This is a genomic window from Pantoea sp. AN62 (assembly GCF_050432985.1).
GTDB classification, from domain to species: domain Bacteria; phylum Pseudomonadota; class Gammaproteobacteria; order Enterobacterales; family Enterobacteriaceae; genus Pantoea; species Pantoea brenneri.
The window spans coordinates 182,564-196,520 of sequence record NZ_JBNPYB010000013.1 but is presented as its reverse complement, the minus strand read 5'-3'; the positions used below and the strand labels follow the sequence as shown (position 1 = coordinate 196,520).

Here is a 13,957-nt window from a genome sequence, read left to right as displayed (position 1 = left end):
CTGGCTCTGGCTCTGGCTCTGGCTCTGGCTCTGGCTCTGGCTCTGGCTCTGGCTCTGGCTCTGGCTCTGGCTCTGGCTCTGGCTCTGGCTCTGGCAGAGCAGCAGTACCGTCTTCAACCAGCTCTGCATAGCCTTTTTTAATCAACTCGCGGCCATGCTGCTCGTCGGTCTCAATGGTATTGCCTTCGGACACGACCGTGCCGCCGAAGTAATTCGGTTTAATCAAAAGCAGTTTCATAAGTAACTCCCGGAAAGGCGGCCCGGAGGCCGCCGTTGCTGTTACGCAGCTGCAGCAGGTGCGGTGAAGGAACCGTAAACGAACGCTTCAGGACGCTTAACGGCCAGCGCCAGACGTTCCTCACAGCGGATTGAGATCATGTTTTTCTCAAAGTCGTCGGCGTTTTCAGTGGAGATAACCACGTTGGCATCTTCGCGATCGAAAATCTGCGCACCGGCATTAAATGCGCCGGTCAGGAATTTACCCTGGAACGCAGCCGCTTCGGTCGCGACAACCGGCAGACCCCACAGGGTAGGACCAGTCAGCGCTGCCGGGTTCGCCAGAATGTAACGACCCAGCGAGTCCTTAGTCAGCTCGATCTTCGCCCAATCAATGAAGTGCAGAACATGGCCGGACGCCGGGAAGCGCGCCAGTTGCGCCTGCAGCATAGCCAGTCGCAGATCATCAATACCACTTTGATTCGCCACGCTGAAGGCAGCAGCATATGCAGATGCCTGCGGAACGATACCGTTCAGGTGCGTGCCGGTGCCGTCGCCGAACAGAATCTCCTGCTCTTCAACGTACTTCAGCCCGTAGCGCAGTTCGGCGTCAATCGTCGACTGCAGCTGCGGCATATCATCAAGAATCTGCTTGGCGGCCTTGAACAGGTGCGCGATAGTGCGGACCGGCGTGATTTTTTCCGCAAAAGTGATATCGCTGTACGGCTTCTTAGTGTTCTCAGCGACGGTCGCCGCATTGTTGGTAAATCCAGTCTGCTGAACCCAATAGATGGTATTGGACTCAGTACGGCCCGGTGCAATCAGGTCTCGGATAAACAGTCGCTGTTTTGGCTGCTGATCGATACCTGGCAGGCGGTCAGGTGCAACGATCTGGCCCGGCAAGTTGACCGACAGCAACGCAGCCTTAACCGGAATGCTCAGGCGCTTATTGCCTTCGATGCTGGCTGAAAAAGCTCTCAGCGCTTCGGAGGAAACAACCTGACCCCCAACGGTTTCGATAACGTTTTTCGCATTCGCCAGCGGCATCTGCGCAACGTGCTGTTCCAGGTCACCCAGCGCAGCCTTCAGCGTTTTTTCTGCTTCACGCATGGCGTTAAGCTCACTCGCCATTTTATCCACTGCCGCTTTTGTTTCCGCTGACAGTGAGGCTGATTTTTTCGCCTCGGTCAGCGCTTCTTCGGCCTTCGCGTTAAACTTGCCGCTGGCTTCGTTGATGCTGGCTGTAACCTGCTTCAGAACTTCATTTACTTCAGACATTGTTAATCCTTATTTGCCGAACGCGGCCAGCGCGTTTTTAAGTTGTGCAATATTTTCGGGGTTGATTTCGTCGGTAGCGCCCGGCATACCTTCAGGGATGGCAGCAGCGCCTGGCTTGCCGCCGGTTAAAGCTTTAAGAAGTTTTCGACGCTCGGAGCGCGGTGCGTCGGTTTTTGCCAGCATCGCGTCCAACTTGCGCAGCGCAGCTGCAGGGCTGTCGTCGCCATCTGCAATCTCATCTGCTGACAGCAGGCGATCTGCAAAACCTTTTTCAACCGCATCGCTACCGCCGATGTAGGTTTCGGCATCCATCATCGCGTCGATGGTGGCCGCATCCAGACCGGTTCGTGCGCCATAGATATCGTTCATCGCCTTATCAAAAGGCACCATGTCCGCTGCAATCTGCTGCAGGTCATGACGGTTGCCCATCGCATACACCCAGCAGTTATGGATCATCAGGAAAGCACCGCGACCGATCTGCACCTCATCACCGGCCATCGCGATAATCGACGCAGCAGAAGCAGCGAGGCCCAGCACCTTGACAGTGACCTTCCCTTCGTACTCACGCAGCAGGTTATAAATCGCCAGGCCTTCAAACATATCGCCGCCCGGCGAATTGATATTCACGGTCACATCAGCACCGCCGATTGAGCGGAGCGCGGCAGCAATGCGGCTGGCGGTAACACCATCGCCGTACCAGTCAGCGCCAATGACATCGAACACGGAAATGCTGTTGTCATCACTCTTTGCGGCTTTGATGCCGCCGTTCCAGCGATCCATTGCAGAAGACGGCAGATCGCGATTTTCGCGCGCAAAAGGCCGTCCCTCCGGTGCGGCCGGAAGACTTTTTACTGTCATTGGGGATGCTCCTAAGCCGCATGTTTAAGCGGTGATTGTTCGAAAGGAATGTCCGGGAAAACGGCGTTGTGAACTTCGCGCAACAGTGTGGCCCTTGCGGCGGTGCTGTTTTTGCGCAGGTCTTCAAGCGGTGTAAGGTTCAGCTGTACGGTGTAGATATCACCACCTTCAATCGGTGGCAGATTCTCCAGGCGGCGCACGTCATTACGGGACATCCAGCCGTTCTGCAGCGCGGTGGTGTAATAAGCGGAGCGCCCTGCGCTGTCGGCACGCAGCAGACCTTCAACGGAGAACTCAGCAAACAGGTCTTCATCACCGTTCAGCAGGCAACGTGATATCTCCTGTTCTATATTCACCAGCATCGGGCGAAGCGTATTAGTCAGGAACAGAAGGTTCATGCCTTCAACGCTCGACGCCCAGCTGCTCTGCTTATCAACGTGACCAACCATAAACGGCGGCACGCGGAACCAGCGGCAGATTTCCTCAATACTGAATGACCGTGACTCCAGCATCTGAGCATCTTCAGGGTTAAGGGTGATGCCCTGATAGGACATATCACCCTCAAGCACCATCACCTTGCCCGCGTTTTTTGAACCAACGAACCGGTTAAGGTTTTCGCGGTTTTTCTGTCGCTGCTCTTTGGTCAGCAGATTCTTTGAAAGAAAGAAGCCTGACGTCTGAATACCATTTTCAAAAATTTTTGCGGCTGACTCTTCGACCGCCATCGCTGCGCCAAACACGTCGCGACCAGTGCGCATCGGCATCATCCCGCAAACACCATCGAGACCAAACCCCCGAATGTGCATCATATTTTTAACCGGGATGATGCGCGGCACGCCCTTCTCTGTGTAGGTGTACTGCAGTTCGCCGCTGTCCAGCCGATCCACCTCCATACACTGAGGAAGCAGCGGCACCAGAGAGACCAGCTTGGTGCCAATCATCTTTTTCTCAACGTAGGCATTACCACGCAGGCAGATGCTGGCAACCACCATCAACATAAAGCGCGACGGCGTCATTTCGCTGTTTGGGCGACGGCATAACAACTGATATGCCGGATGATTAAGCGCAAGCTTGCGTGAGCCGTCAGCGGCCCGTTCGTAAACCTTCATCGGCAGGGTTGAAACTGACTCACTCAGCAGGCGAACACAGGCCCAGACGGCGGACAGATGCAGCGATTTCTCTGCTGTAACGACCTTCCCGCTGCTGCTTGTGCCGTACCACTCCTGCCAGAACGCGGCATCATTAAGTCCAATCGACTCACCGAGCCAGTTAACAATCGCGCTCTTGATGCGACCCGGCTGTTTTTTTTCCTTCATCAGATACCTACCATGATCGGGTCATCAAAAAAGTCATCAGGATCACCGCTATCTACCAGCACCGCATCCTCTGCTGCACCGATTGCCATAGCGGAAGCCACCACGCCATCAATACGGCCGGTGCTTTTCTTTTTGGCAAATATGCGGTTGTCCTTCTGGTCAGCCTCGAGCACCGCAGAGGCTGCATTCCAGCGCAAACAGGGATTAGGCCGGATGATGAGCGCCCGGTTATTCAGGTGCTCCTCAAACAGCTCAATAGAGCGCGGCATCCACAACCCGGACTCCTGCGCCTTGTAAAAGCCCTGACCATGCGGAACAAGGTCAACGCTCACAGACTCGCTTTCGAGCTCTGGCTCCAGATACTTGATGCGGTACTGGTCAAACGCGATGCACTTAATATCGTATCTGGCCGCCAGTTCACCGATACGCACCGCCACAAAACCGTAGTTGACCGCCTTACCCGGTGGTGCGTGAATAAAGCCGTTACGCAGCCAGGCATCATAGGGAACGTGGTCAGTTTTAGCGCGCTCAAGCAGAGAATCTTTCGGCGTCCAGAACTCAACTAAAAGCTTTTTGGATTTCGGAAAGTAAAGCGCAAGCGCCGTCAGGTCACGTGAACCGGACAGGTCCAGACCGCCATAACACTCTTCACCCGCTAAATCCTCCGGATTAAATTCCTGTTCGCAGTTCATCCAGGTGTCGCTGTCAATCCACGGATCGGACGCTTCCACCCACTGGCAGAAGTTCAGGCGTCGTACAATGCTCTCTTTTGATGGCATGCCGCGAGCCTGCGTCACCTGCTCCCGCAGGTATTTATCCGTGAAGGTCTGACCCAGAGACGGATTCGCTTTACCCCAGCATGCTTCATCTTTAAACGGGTCGTCGCCCTCATCCAGCGAACAGATGAAGCTGAAAAAGCTGTCATCGACCAAATCACCGGCCGCCACCTTGCGACCGTATTCATGATATTCGAAACAGACACTGGTTTTATCGTGGCCGCTGTTGGTGATGAGGAACATCAGCGCCTGACGGCGGCCCTTTGTACCGGCGCGCATCATCTCAACAACGGCGTTTGTTTTGTGCTCATGCACTTCGTCAATCAGTGCGCCGTGCGGGCGCGGGCCTGACTGACCATCATCGGAGCTGATCGGCTTAAAGAAAGAGCCTGTCTGCAGGAACGCAAGGTTCCACACGTTAAGCCCGGTGCCAGATTTGGTGATGCGCTGTGCCAGCGCGGGCGACTGATCGACCATCGTTACCGCATCGCGGAACAGGATCATTGCCTGGTCTTTTTTTGTGGCCGCCGCGTAGACTTCGGCGCGGGGTTCCTTGTCTGCCATCAGCAGGTAAAGACCGACGCCGCCCGCAAGCGGCGACTTGCCGGAACCCTTGCCGGACTCGATGTAACTCATGCGAAATCGGCGTGTGCCGTCTTCCGCCTTCCAGCCGAACAGGGAGCCAACAATGAAACATTGCCACGGCAGCAGGATGAAAGGCTTACCTTCATGCTCGCCGCCGTTGAGCTTCAGGACCTGAGCAAAGAAGTTAACAACACGCGTAACCGCTTCGACATCCCAGAACAGTCCACGTTTTGGCCCTTCTTCCAAATCCCGGATGTGGCGGGCGCATGCAGCGCGGATATCTGGCCCGGCAAGAACAGCCCCGCTGGTAACGTCCATTGCATACTGCGTCGCCGGATCAACCGAAGAACTGGTTGAGCGGGTCTTCTTCTTTTTTTCCACCATTCACGTTCACCTTTGACCGGGCAGCCGGTGTCAGGCCGAACTCTACCAGGTAGCTTTTGAAGCGCCGGTCTGCATCAGCCAGCATTGAAACAGCCGGGTTGGCCTTGATAAGAAATCCGCCTTCGGTCTGAACCGTGTATGTCCTTCCCTCTTCGGCAATAGTGATTCGCAGCTGAAGAATGTCGGCATAGATATCGCAGAGCCTTTCCAGCGCAAGAACATCGGCGACGGTCAGCACGCCCATTCCATCAAGCAGAACGGTCAGCTTTCCCCACGCAACCTTTCCCCAATCGGTGAGGTGTGACGGCGGGCTGGGGATTTCTCTCGCGGGTGCAGGCTCTTTGTCGTTAAGTTTTCGCTTGCCCGGATTGCCGGTAACGACCTTAAGGTGGGTCGGTTTTGGTCGTCTTCCGGCCATAAAAACCTCCCAGAAAAAAACTTTTCATTTCGCGGTTGTGCATAAAAAGGGGGGCGGGCGGTCAGGAGGTCGTTAGCCCCTGAACTCTGCACCCGCCCTCCCCGATGTTGATGATAATCGTTCTCATCTGTCCGAAACCCCTACCACCCTCAATGAGAAATGATATTCATTATCATTTACGCCAATGTGATGACGGGTCGAGTGGCATGCCGTTCTCATCGCACCCTATGACGTGTCCGCGCTTCTCTTCACGTTGCTTGGTCGAGTCGTGATGCTGCTTGCAGAGAGGCTGCCAGTTGGCCTTGTCCCAGAATAGCTTCTGAGCCTTTGCTATCTCGTCCTGTTTGCCACCGTTGATGGCCTCTTTCAGCCTGTGTGGCTTGATATGGTCAACGACAGCAGCGGCCACTGCTCTGCCCTGCCGGTGGCACATGACGCAGAGAGGGTGCGATTTGAGGAATGAGAGCCTGGCTTTATCCCAGCGGCTGTTATAGATGCGTGGCTCTGACATCAGAATTTCCTGCTGGATAGGTGCGATATATTCCCGGAAATGGTGAGACCACCAGCCGATGATTCGTTATGTTTATGCTGAAAAGTGAACTCAGTAAATGCAGTTTTCAGCATAAAATAAAAAAACCGCCCGAAGGCGGCTCTATTAGAATGATTTGATTATTCACCCCAAATAAAATCATCGGTTCCCAATTTGTGAGAGCCGTAATGGACCGAATAACCATCACCCATTTCTTCGGCTTTAGCGTTAGCATCCTCTTCGGTGCCGTACACCCCTGCTAAATGCCATACATTGCTTCTCACGACCCCCCAGGCTTTAACCATCCCTGGATTATCAGGGTCTTGAGGCAAAAAGTTTTCAACAAACATATATTCATCCTCTTTAAGTAGAAGTCAGCAGACCAGACTACAACTTAGGCTTAATCAGATGAAGTAATTTATGAGAACTGTTCCGTAACGCTTTGCAGCGTGACTTACCGCTATCCTTTGCCAATCTTTAGGTTACCTGAAATAACTTCAGGAGGAATAAAGCCGGTTATCAGCGTGTAACGATTACCCAGATAAATCACCACGTTCACTGATGAGTTGATGCTGGAGCGTTCCGGCCCCGGGTAGCTATTGAGATGAGCATCAATCTCTGCAGCCAGTGCTTCTGATCGCTCATGCCAATCTTTAACTTCTTGGCTGATGGTCATGTAATTACCTATCTGGTTGACTCAATTTTACGGATGGCGGCGCGGTCAATGTTGCACTGCCCCAGCACGCCATAAAGCTCAGCGTTTAACGCCACACTGTCACCGAACGTCATGAGCGCTGGCGGCTGCGGCGCTTCAATCTGGCTGGTCAGTTCTGCCGGCAGGTTTAACCGGGGCTGCTTTACTGTCCGGTACTCCACCAGCGGCTTTTGCTGCGTCCCGCAACCGGTCAGCAGCATCAGGGGGAACAGGAGCAACAGCACACTTGTCCGCCGCAAGGTAACGTTTGATTTCATTCTGTAGCTTCCGGTTCTGCTGTGCCGTCACTGCGCGTTGCTCGGTGACCTGTGTCATCACCGCATTCTGCTGGTTAACTGCTTTGACCAGGTCATTTACGCTGGCGGCCAGGTCATCGTTTTTGGAGCGCAGATCGTTTATCTGGCTGTCTTTGCTGTTTGCCAGCTGCTCCAGCCGGTCATTAGTGGCGCTCAGCTGTGAATTACGGGCGTTAAGCCCCCACAGGCAGACGCAGATAAGGCCGATGATGATGAGATGCGAATAATTTCGGATAAAGCCGATTACGTTGAACATAAAATCCTCTTAGCTTTGATTAAGCGGGATTTCCTGTCGTCCAGACCGTTTATGCCACCGTTGATGATTCTGGTGATGCGGGTAACATCATCAGAATCAGCCAGCTCGTTTAATCCGTGATTCTTCCACCATGCCGCCGCTGACATCGCTGCAAAGCGATACCCCAGCAACAAATCAGGGTCTGCCACTACATCAGCGCCAAGCTGCTTTACCAGTGCCGCATAGTTGGCTTTGCCCGTTATCTGAATCAGACCCCGACCGCGATATCGATAACCATCACCTGAATCAACATTCCCATTACCGTTACGGTTTGAGTAAATAATGCTGGCGATCATCTTCTGATTGGCCGTGTGCATTGCGTTACGCCCGTATGCTCGGGCTTGCTCAGGGGTAATGCGTTTGCCGAACATCGCGGTTAGAGCGTTCTCACTGTAATTCAGCCCCTCTTCAACCTTCAGGAACCCGGCGGATTCATGCCCTGTCTGCGCCAGAAAGTGAGCCTGTCTGAGCGGTGTAGTAATGCTGAACGCTGCCATGCTCGACGCTATATGCGGGAACCATGCGTCGCGAACAGCATTCGAAACACCGGTTGCACGCTGAAAATCACTGGGTGTCAGCATTGCTATCCCCCAAGCGCTTATCAATCAGCCTGCGCAGCTTCGATGAAAGCCAGTCCACACCGAGAAAGCCAAGGAACACCGCAACTACACGCGTGGTGTCGTCGCTGAAGTTCCAGTTAAAGACCGAGCCAATTACCTGCAGTGTCGGCTGGAGAAAAAAGGCAAAGACGCTGCACATCGCTGCATCGAGCAGCCGACGGGGCCATGTGTCTTTGCCGATATAAGTCGCGCGAAGGATCGCCATCACGCCAGCCAGCCCGGCATAACCGGATTCATTTTTGTGGGCATAAAGCCAGGCAAGTAGGCTTGCCCAGAAGCCCGGATCTTTTTCTGGCATGCGTTTCATCCTCACCTCCCAATGGGTCGGTGCCGTTCGTAGTCAAAGAAAAGTGGCGAACCTCCCCACACAGCCACGGGGAAATCACAAAGTTTTTGGGAGGACGCCAAAAGAGAGCCGGGAATTCCGGCTAATTAGAATTCTTTCTGTCAAAGGCACCCGTGGATGCCTTTTGCACAAAGCTATTTGGTGGCTTTAACCAGCGGCCAGAGAAGAGCAGTCACTACACAGATGATTGCGCCGTCAGCCAGCACAGACATCATTCGACTTGTGAAATCGATGGCGACAACCAGAAACAGCAGTACAGCTATCGCCAGCCAGCGCAGTCGGGCCATCAGAGATGATTTTCCAGACGCAGACCGAGAACATTGGCAATTTGCTCAAGAACCTTCTGTTCTTCCGGCTCCAGCTCGCCATCAGCCATTGCGATGGTTACTGCCACATCTAGTACATCTTCACATTCACGCTGATCGCCTTTTACATCTTCGATTTCACGCAAGGCAGCACGACGACCAATACGAATATCTGTGTCCAGCTGAGCAATGATGCGAGTGGAGATATCGTTGATTTCACCGCTGAATGCCGAAAGCGTCGGGTTTGAGCGCAATACCTGCTCAATCTTTGCTTTCTCAGACGGCTCACATTCACCATCGGCATAGGCCACCAGATAAGCAGCATTTACTACAGCCTGTGCGAGATCGCGCTTCTCAAACTTTTTGATATCGCTGACAGCACGACGGGCATTCTTTTTGAACATACCGAACATAGTGACTTTCCTTTTAGGGGGTGAGCCAGCGCTCAGAAATGGTCAGCCCACAGAGATAGTCACACCGACCATCACTCTGGCTCACCTTCTGAAAGGCTCTGTGGTTGAAGTGCGCCGAGCGTGGCGCTGAATTGCCGCCTAAGCGGTTTAAAACAGGTAGTTACTTAAGAAAAACTGTCGTATAAAAGATGTGCAGCAAACAGAATACAATCTAATCAGGAGAGCGTTATGTTTAAGAAGGAAGAGGCATTCATTATCAAGCCAGACGGCAGTCGATTAGGCCCATACAAGGCAACTTTTGCAGGCGGTACCGTTATTATTGATGACAAAATGGCTGACATTGACGATGGCGATCAGGTTATGCGCCTATTACCAAGCGGCAAAGAAGAGATAAAACACATTAACCAATGCAACTTTTATGACACAAGTATTGGCGGATATGGGCCTCATTACCAACTTAAGGTAAAACCGGTTCCGAGCACGGAGTCATATACAGTGAAGCACCAGACCATTAACGTCGGTAGCAATAGCAATGTTCAAATTGGAGACCATAACCGAATGGAATTCCGCGAGAACATTCAGAACTTGATTAACACAATTGAAAAGTCATCAGCTTCTGAACCCGAGAAAGAAGAAGCTAAAGGGCTACTCAAAAAATTCCTTGAGCACCCTCTCGTCACAACCATTGCCGGGTCTGCTGCTGGAGCATTTTTATCATAAAAAAATCCCCGCCATGTGCGGGGATTCATTCTATGTGTCTGTGCGTAGTGACAACTCATAGCAGAATAAAGCCGGTTTTGTCATGACGCAATACGCTTCTGCTTTTCTGGATACATATTTTCTTTAGTGCATTCCCTATCCATTTCCAGACGGATATTCAGGGCGCAAAGACAGCCATCAATAAAGCTTTCGGCCTTCTGAATTCTTACTGAGATGGTGTTGTAAGAAACCCCACACTTTTTCTCCAGCGAGCGCAGCGGAAGCCCGTCAATGTAATACCACTCAATGAGAGAGCAAAGGTGAGCATCATTTTTGCTGAGCCGGATCATGGCCTCATTAATCAGCATGCCATCATCATCGCAACAGGAAGGTCGTCCCTGCCTGCTGGCGGGAAGAAGTCTGGCGAGACCTGCGGCGGTTCGCGGGTATCCAATATTCGTTTCGCCGCTGGCCGCCCAAGCACCCCATCGGGCCATAACCATCTGAATGTCACGCATTATGCTGCCCCTCTTTTGGAATAACGTTTGTTGCTGTTGCTTACTTCTGGCCGTTCGATGCTTCTGGCCCTTGCTTCGTCCTGATCGATGTGGTGGAAATGCCCGTTCCAGAATCTGCGATAAACGGTACCCAATGGCCCATTACGGTTCTTGGTGATGTTGATTTCAGCAATTCCCGCAGCTGGCGACTCCGGGTTATAAACCTCATCCCGGTACAACATCATGATGATGTCAGCATCGGCTTCGATTTCGCCTGAGTCCTTAAGGTCAGCGTTTACCGGACGTTTGTTCGGGCGACTTTCCACGCTGCGTGAAAGCTGGCTTAGTGCCACTACGGGCACCCGGTTAGCCTTCGCCATTGATTTAAGACCCTTGGAAACCTCACCCACTGCCAGATCGTGACGGCTGGCGCTCTGCAGCTTAATCAGGCGCAGATAGTCGATAGCCACCAGCGCGGTCTCAGGATGCTGCTGAATGTGTCGGGTCGCGATATGCTGAATCTGGTCAACGGTCAGGTTATTGGCGTCCACAATCCAGATTTTGCGCCCGGTCATCTGCCCGATCCCGTTACTGATTCGCGCCCAGTCCTCATCCTTCAGTTTGTCTGGTGACTTAAGGCGTGAGGCTGAGATACCGCCCGCAGCGGCAACGTGACGCTCGGCGATCTGGATATCGCTCATTTCCATGCTGAAGAACAGCACCCCGGCACCGGTGGCAGTCAGGTTTTCGGTGATATCCAGAATCATTTCCGTTTTCCCCATCGATGGCCGCGCTGCCAGCAGGATCAGGTCGGTCTGGTCAAAGCCGCCCGTCACCTCATCCAGCTCCTCGATCCCGGTCATAACCGAACGTCCAGCGCTGCCGGATTCCATGCGCTCGTCAATCCTGTTGATGATGGTGGGAAGCAGCTCATCGATTGAAACGGGACGGATGGCATCAGATTCAGTCTGTATCGCCCCCACAGCTGCTTTCACCTCCTCCAGAATGCGAATCCCCGCATCGCTGTTAGGTGCTGCCTGGAGGCTGCTGAGGGCGACAGAGAGGGCATGGAAAGCATCACGAATAGCCGCGTTGCGAACCAGCTGCTGTGAGTAGGACTTTAGTGAAGACCTCGCCCACGCAATCCGTCCTGTCGCGTCGATAAGCGCCTGGTGCTGCGGAAGCTGCTCCCCCACCAGAATCGGGTCGATAACACCTTTGCCACGCGCCTGTGCAGCGACAGCCCGGTAGATTTCCCGGTACTGCTGGAAGTTAAACGCCGTGTCCGGCAGCGAGGAAATGATCTCCATCACCTCAGCCTCAGCGCCGCGCAGGAACATCGCCCCCAGCACGGCCGCCTCCATGTCCTGGTCCCGCCACAGTGCATCACTCATACAGCCGGCGCTCCCTTCTGGCTGCGATAGCTTGGCCAGTCGAACACCAGCGTTGCCCCGCCACCCTCAACCATTCGATCTGTCAGGCGGTCACTGATGACCTGAGAAATCTGAGGCAGCGACAGGTTGCTGATGAGTACTGTTGGCAGCATGCGTTCATAGCGGGTGTTCATGATGTCGAACAGGATGATCATCTCGGACTCAGAACCGTACTGGATGCCAATCTCATCGATAATCAGCAGGTCCACGCCGGTGTAATGGGCAATAACTTCCTCTTCGCTGCGTTCGCTGCCCTTCTCCCAGGTGCGGCGAACGGCGCGGATGATGCGCATCACGGAGGTCAGCAACACTGTTGCCTGATGGTGCTCGATAATGCTTTTCGCCAGCGCCACCGCCAGATGGTTTTTACCGGTGCCTGGCCTGCCTGTCAGAATGAGGCTGGTACCGGCTTCGAGCATCTGCGGCCACGCGCTGGCGTAGTCGCGAAGGATCGACAGATTGTTTTGAGCGGATTTGTTCACGGCCTGATAGTTTTCGAAGCTGCAGGCCGCGAACCGCTCAGGGATGTTCGCACGCTCGGTCAGCATTTCGGTCTGGATAGCACGCAATTTGTTCTGTGCGGCTTCCAGCTCTGAGGCAATGCATTTCGGGCAGCGGGAAAACTTTTCAGCCACGCGACCACTGTATTCAGTCCAGATGCGCTGCTGCTGAAAATTACCGTGCGTCTCACAGATGCCGGCAACAGTTTCCTGTCGGTCAAAGCAGCGGTCCAGCATAGAGACCTTGCCACCAGCAAAGCTCAATTCTTCCTGAAGCGCTGAGATAGTGGTTTTCAGTGACTGAATATTTGCGCCGCGCTGTGTAGGTACATAGCTCATTCTGCTGCTCCTTTTGCCCAGGATGGTTTGGTGGTGGTGCCGTAGTCGCGCTCTGAGAATCCGCTATGGCGGCTCTGTGCTGGCGAATTGCGCTGCGAGCTGGCGGGTGCAACCCAGCTTTCAGCAAAGTGGTGATCAGGACCAAAGAACGTCGCTGCCTGCTTCACGTACTCGCTATTTGCTTTGCCTGTTGCAGTGATGTAGGCCGCATATCGCTGTACGCCTGCCAGCATGTCAGCGGGTTTAACGCCTTCACGGATGCGGGCAGACCAGCTCTTCCATGCTGAAGGCTTAGGATTGCCACCAGCACGCTTCGGATATGCCTGCCAGGCTTCTTCAAATTCAGATGAGTAATCCTGCTTAGCATTACGTGACGGCTCAGCGGCTTTAGCCGATGTGCCAATAGATTTAGATTCATTGACTGGTTCAATGACTGGTTCTAAAGAGTGACTGATTCTGGGGTCAGCTCCTGCCCCACCCCCTAGGTCAGCTCCTGCCCCACCCTCGGTCAGCTCCTGCCCCACCTCAGTCACCTGCTGACCTAGGTCAGCTCCTGCCCCACCCTTTGAAGGCTGCTTGTGTTCTTTTTCATCAAGGCGCAAATGAAATAAATTGGACTGATTCAGCTCGCCCTTGCGACGATATTCCCGGCGTAGCATCCCCATTTCTTCCAGTGCACGAACATGACCTTTAACAGTCGATCTTCCGATTTCACACTGGTCAGCGATGTGCTGATATGACGGCCAGCATTCACCCTGGTCGTTAGCGTTATCGGCCAGTTTCAGAAGAACCAGTTTGCGTAGCGGATTGCCGACTTTCAGCTTCATGGCTTTTACCATCAATTCCATACTCATTCTGAAACCCTCCGAAGAAGCTGATGCAATGATTTACTGGGCTGCACGGTCGGACACCTCAAGCTCAGGCCAAATCTTGCTCCAGTTGGACGGGCGTAGTGACTTTCGGGTTACTTGTCCGCCGCTGTGAACCTCAATCTGCGCACACAGCTCAGGCCCGATCGGCTTTCCGGTGCTCATGACCTTGCGGAGATAATTGATGGTTGTTCCACACTTGATTGCGAATTGCTTTTTTTCTTCTGGCGAAAGCTCAGACATAAAGGCGTTTAAGGTTTTCATGATGCC

The 13,957-nt window shown here is 53.5% G+C and carries 21 protein-coding genes; 1 reads left to right on the top strand and 20 read right to left on the bottom strand.

Annotated elements, in window-relative coordinates; translation table 11 throughout:
- The 15 genes from FHW04_RS16750 to FHW04_RS16680 all read right to left on the bottom strand — a co-directional run.
- On the bottom strand, window positions 1-238 hold a 238-nt coding region (locus FHW04_RS16750; RefSeq protein ID WP_429274153.1), incomplete at its 3' end, for a hypothetical protein.
- A 41-nt stretch (window positions 239-279) separates the two neighbouring features.
- The gene (locus FHW04_RS16745; RefSeq protein WP_089561485.1) at window positions 280-1,494 is read right to left on the bottom strand and encodes a phage major capsid protein; all 1,215 of its coding nucleotides are present in this window, start codon (window positions 1,492-1,494) and stop codon (window positions 280-282) included.
- A gap of 9 nt (window positions 1,495-1,503) precedes the next feature.
- Window positions 1,504-2,352, bottom strand: coding sequence for a head maturation protease, ClpP-related (locus tag FHW04_RS16740; protein ID WP_069730026.1), 849 nt, complete (start codon window positions 2,350-2,352; stop codon window positions 1,504-1,506).
- Between the two features lie 11 nt (window positions 2,353-2,363).
- Window positions 2,364-3,668: a phage portal protein gene (locus tag FHW04_RS16735; protein WP_069730027.1), complete on the bottom strand. Its 1,305-nt coding sequence runs from the start codon at window positions 3,666-3,668 to the stop codon at window positions 2,364-2,366.
- Window positions 3,668-5,413 (bottom strand): terminase large subunit, encoded by a 1,746-nt coding sequence (locus FHW04_RS16730; RefSeq protein WP_069730028.1) that lies wholly within the window; start codon window positions 5,411-5,413, stop codon window positions 3,668-3,670. The genes FHW04_RS16735 and FHW04_RS16730 overlap by 1 nt, the downstream gene beginning before the upstream one ends.
- Window positions 5,367-5,831: a phage terminase small subunit P27 family gene (locus tag FHW04_RS16725; protein ID WP_069730029.1), complete on the bottom strand. Its 465-nt coding sequence runs from the start codon at window positions 5,829-5,831 to the stop codon at window positions 5,367-5,369. The genes FHW04_RS16730 and FHW04_RS16725 overlap by 47 nt, the downstream gene beginning before the upstream one ends.
- A 172-nt stretch (window positions 5,832-6,003) precedes the next feature.
- Window positions 6,004-6,342: an HNH endonuclease gene (locus FHW04_RS16720; RefSeq protein ID WP_089561484.1), complete on the bottom strand. Its 339-nt coding sequence runs from the start codon at window positions 6,340-6,342 to the stop codon at window positions 6,004-6,006.
- Window positions 6,343-6,500: 158 nt separating this feature from the next.
- Window positions 6,501-6,710: a hypothetical protein gene (locus FHW04_RS16715; RefSeq protein WP_089561483.1), complete on the bottom strand. Its 210-nt coding sequence runs from the start codon at window positions 6,708-6,710 to the stop codon at window positions 6,501-6,503.
- 110 nt (window positions 6,711-6,820) lie between these two features.
- Window positions 6,821-7,036 carry a hypothetical protein gene (locus tag FHW04_RS16710; protein ID WP_089561482.1) on the bottom strand — a complete coding sequence of 72 codons (216 nt, stop codon included), beginning with the start codon at window positions 7,034-7,036 and terminating at the stop codon, window positions 6,821-6,823.
- Window positions 7,037-7,044: 8 nt separating this feature from the next.
- The gene (gene lysC, locus FHW04_RS16705; RefSeq protein ID WP_429274152.1) at window positions 7,045-7,275 is read right to left on the bottom strand and encodes an Rz1-like lysis system protein LysC; all 231 of its coding nucleotides are present in this window, start codon (window positions 7,273-7,275) and stop codon (window positions 7,045-7,047) included.
- Window positions 7,172-7,627 carry an Rz lytic protein gene (locus FHW04_RS16700; RefSeq protein ID WP_089561481.1) on the bottom strand — a complete coding sequence of 152 codons (456 nt, stop codon included), beginning with the start codon at window positions 7,625-7,627 and terminating at the stop codon, window positions 7,172-7,174. Before FHW04_RS16700 ends, lysC begins: the two co-directional genes overlap by 104 nt.
- Window positions 7,615-8,247 carry a glycoside hydrolase family 19 protein gene (locus tag FHW04_RS16695; RefSeq protein ID WP_089561480.1) on the bottom strand — a complete coding sequence of 211 codons (633 nt, stop codon included), beginning with the start codon at window positions 8,245-8,247 and terminating at the stop codon, window positions 7,615-7,617. The genes FHW04_RS16700 and FHW04_RS16695 overlap by 13 nt, the downstream gene beginning before the upstream one ends.
- A complete protein-coding gene (locus FHW04_RS16690) occupies window positions 8,231-8,584 on the bottom strand; it encodes a phage holin, lambda family (protein ID WP_089561479.1) in 354 nt (117 codons plus the stop codon). Before FHW04_RS16690 ends, FHW04_RS16695 begins: the two co-directional genes overlap by 17 nt.
- 182 nt (window positions 8,585-8,766) lie before the next feature.
- Window positions 8,767-8,919: a DUF3927 family protein gene (locus tag FHW04_RS16685; RefSeq protein WP_179420097.1), complete on the bottom strand. Its 153-nt coding sequence runs from the start codon at window positions 8,917-8,919 to the stop codon at window positions 8,767-8,769.
- The gene (locus tag FHW04_RS16680; RefSeq protein WP_089561478.1) at window positions 8,919-9,350 is read right to left on the bottom strand and encodes a tellurite resistance TerB family protein; all 432 of its coding nucleotides are present in this window, start codon (window positions 9,348-9,350) and stop codon (window positions 8,919-8,921) included. Before FHW04_RS16680 ends, FHW04_RS16685 begins: the two co-directional genes overlap by 1 nt.
- Window positions 9,351-9,578: 228 nt before the next feature.
- Here FHW04_RS16680 and FHW04_RS16675 point away from each other — a divergent pair, with 228 nt between their 5' ends.
- On the top strand, window positions 9,579-10,070 hold the full coding sequence (locus FHW04_RS16675) for a hypothetical protein (protein ID WP_089561477.1): 492 nt from the start codon (window positions 9,579-9,581) through the stop codon (window positions 10,068-10,070).
- 80 nt (window positions 10,071-10,150) lie between these two features.
- Here FHW04_RS16675 and FHW04_RS16670 read toward each other — a convergent pair whose 3' ends face one another.
- The 5 genes from FHW04_RS16670 to FHW04_RS16650 are packed head-to-tail and all read right to left on the bottom strand — an operon-like array spanning window position 10,151 to window position 13,951.
- Entirely contained in the window at window positions 10,151-10,567 is a 417-nt protein-coding gene (locus FHW04_RS16670; RefSeq protein ID WP_089561476.1) for an antiterminator Q family protein, read from the bottom strand.
- A complete protein-coding gene (locus FHW04_RS16665) occupies window positions 10,567-11,940 on the bottom strand; it encodes a replicative DNA helicase (protein ID WP_089561475.1) in 1,374 nt (457 codons plus the stop codon). Before FHW04_RS16665 ends, FHW04_RS16670 begins: the two co-directional genes overlap by 1 nt.
- A complete protein-coding gene (locus FHW04_RS16660) occupies window positions 11,937-12,818 on the bottom strand; it encodes an ATP-binding protein (RefSeq protein WP_089561474.1) in 882 nt (293 codons plus the stop codon). The genes FHW04_RS16665 and FHW04_RS16660 overlap by 4 nt, the downstream gene beginning before the upstream one ends.
- Window positions 12,815-13,666 carry a helix-turn-helix domain-containing protein gene (locus tag FHW04_RS16655; protein ID WP_371600763.1) on the bottom strand — a complete coding sequence of 284 codons (852 nt, stop codon included), beginning with the start codon at window positions 13,664-13,666 and terminating at the stop codon, window positions 12,815-12,817. Before FHW04_RS16655 ends, FHW04_RS16660 begins: the two co-directional genes overlap by 4 nt.
- Before the next feature lie 39 nt (window positions 13,667-13,705).
- Window positions 13,706-13,951 (bottom strand): transcriptional regulator, encoded by a 246-nt coding sequence (locus FHW04_RS16650; protein WP_089561472.1) that lies wholly within the window; start codon window positions 13,949-13,951, stop codon window positions 13,706-13,708.
- Window positions 13,952-13,957 lie beyond the last annotated feature (6 nt).

What these genes read in the sequence shown, in the direction of transcription:
- FHW04_RS16745 (WP_089561485.1), bottom strand. Translation starts at nt 1,494, where the DNA reads ATGTCTGAAGTAAATGAAGTTCTGAAGCAGGTTACAGCCAGCATCAAC.
- FHW04_RS16655 (WP_371600763.1), bottom strand. Translation starts at nt 13,666, where the DNA reads ATGGAATTGATGGTAAAAGCCATGAAGCTGAAAGTCGGCAATCCGCTA.
- FHW04_RS16690 (WP_089561479.1), bottom strand. Translation starts at nt 8,584, where the DNA reads ATGCCAGAAAAAGATCCGGGCTTCTGGGCAAGCCTACTTGCCTGGCTT.
- FHW04_RS16660 (WP_089561474.1), bottom strand. Translation starts at nt 12,818, where the DNA reads ATGAGCTATGTACCTACACAGCGCGGCGCAAATATTCAGTCACTGAAA.
- FHW04_RS16720 (WP_089561484.1), bottom strand. Translation starts at nt 6,342, where the DNA reads ATGTCAGAGCCACGCATCTATAACAGCCGCTGGGATAAAGCCAGGCTC.
- lysC (WP_429274152.1), bottom strand. Translation starts at nt 7,275, where the DNA reads ATGCTGCTGACCGGTTGCGGGACGCAGCAAAAGCCGCTGGTGGAGTAC.
- FHW04_RS16675 (WP_089561477.1), top strand. Translation starts at nt 9,579, where the DNA reads ATGTTTAAGAAGGAAGAGGCATTCATTATCAAGCCAGACGGCAGTCGA.
- FHW04_RS16700 (WP_089561481.1), bottom strand. Translation starts at nt 7,627, where the DNA reads ATGTTCAACGTAATCGGCTTTATCCGAAATTATTCGCATCTCATCATC.
- FHW04_RS16670 (WP_089561476.1), bottom strand. Translation starts at nt 10,567, where the DNA reads ATGCGTGACATTCAGATGGTTATGGCCCGATGGGGTGCTTGGGCGGCC.
- FHW04_RS16740 (WP_069730026.1), bottom strand. Translation starts at nt 2,352, where the DNA reads ATGACAGTAAAAAGTCTTCCGGCCGCACCGGAGGGACGGCCTTTTGCG.
- FHW04_RS16665 (WP_089561475.1), bottom strand. Translation starts at nt 11,940, where the DNA reads ATGAGTGATGCACTGTGGCGGGACCAGGACATGGAGGCGGCCGTGCTG.
- FHW04_RS16730 (WP_069730028.1), bottom strand. Translation starts at nt 5,413, where the DNA reads ATGGTGGAAAAAAAGAAGAAGACCCGCTCAACCAGTTCTTCGGTTGAT.
- FHW04_RS16695 (WP_089561480.1), bottom strand. Translation starts at nt 8,247, where the DNA reads ATGCTGACACCCAGTGATTTTCAGCGTGCAACCGGTGTTTCGAATGCT.
- FHW04_RS16680 (WP_089561478.1), bottom strand. Translation starts at nt 9,350, where the DNA reads ATGTTCGGTATGTTCAAAAAGAATGCCCGTCGTGCTGTCAGCGATATC.
- FHW04_RS16710 (WP_089561482.1), bottom strand. Translation starts at nt 7,036, where the DNA reads ATGACCATCAGCCAAGAAGTTAAAGATTGGCATGAGCGATCAGAAGCA.
- FHW04_RS16650 (WP_089561472.1), bottom strand. Translation starts at nt 13,951, where the DNA reads ATGAAAACCTTAAACGCCTTTATGTCTGAGCTTTCGCCAGAAGAAAAA.
- FHW04_RS16735 (WP_069730027.1), bottom strand. Translation starts at nt 3,668, where the DNA reads ATGAAGGAAAAAAAACAGCCGGGTCGCATCAAGAGCGCGATTGTTAAC.
- FHW04_RS16715 (WP_089561483.1), bottom strand. Translation starts at nt 6,710, where the DNA reads ATGTTTGTTGAAAACTTTTTGCCTCAAGACCCTGATAATCCAGGGATG.
- FHW04_RS16725 (WP_069730029.1), bottom strand. Translation starts at nt 5,831, where the DNA reads ATGGCCGGAAGACGACCAAAACCGACCCACCTTAAGGTCGTTACCGGC.
- FHW04_RS16685 (WP_179420097.1), bottom strand. Translation starts at nt 8,919, where the DNA reads ATGGCCCGACTGCGCTGGCTGGCGATAGCTGTACTGCTGTTTCTGGTT.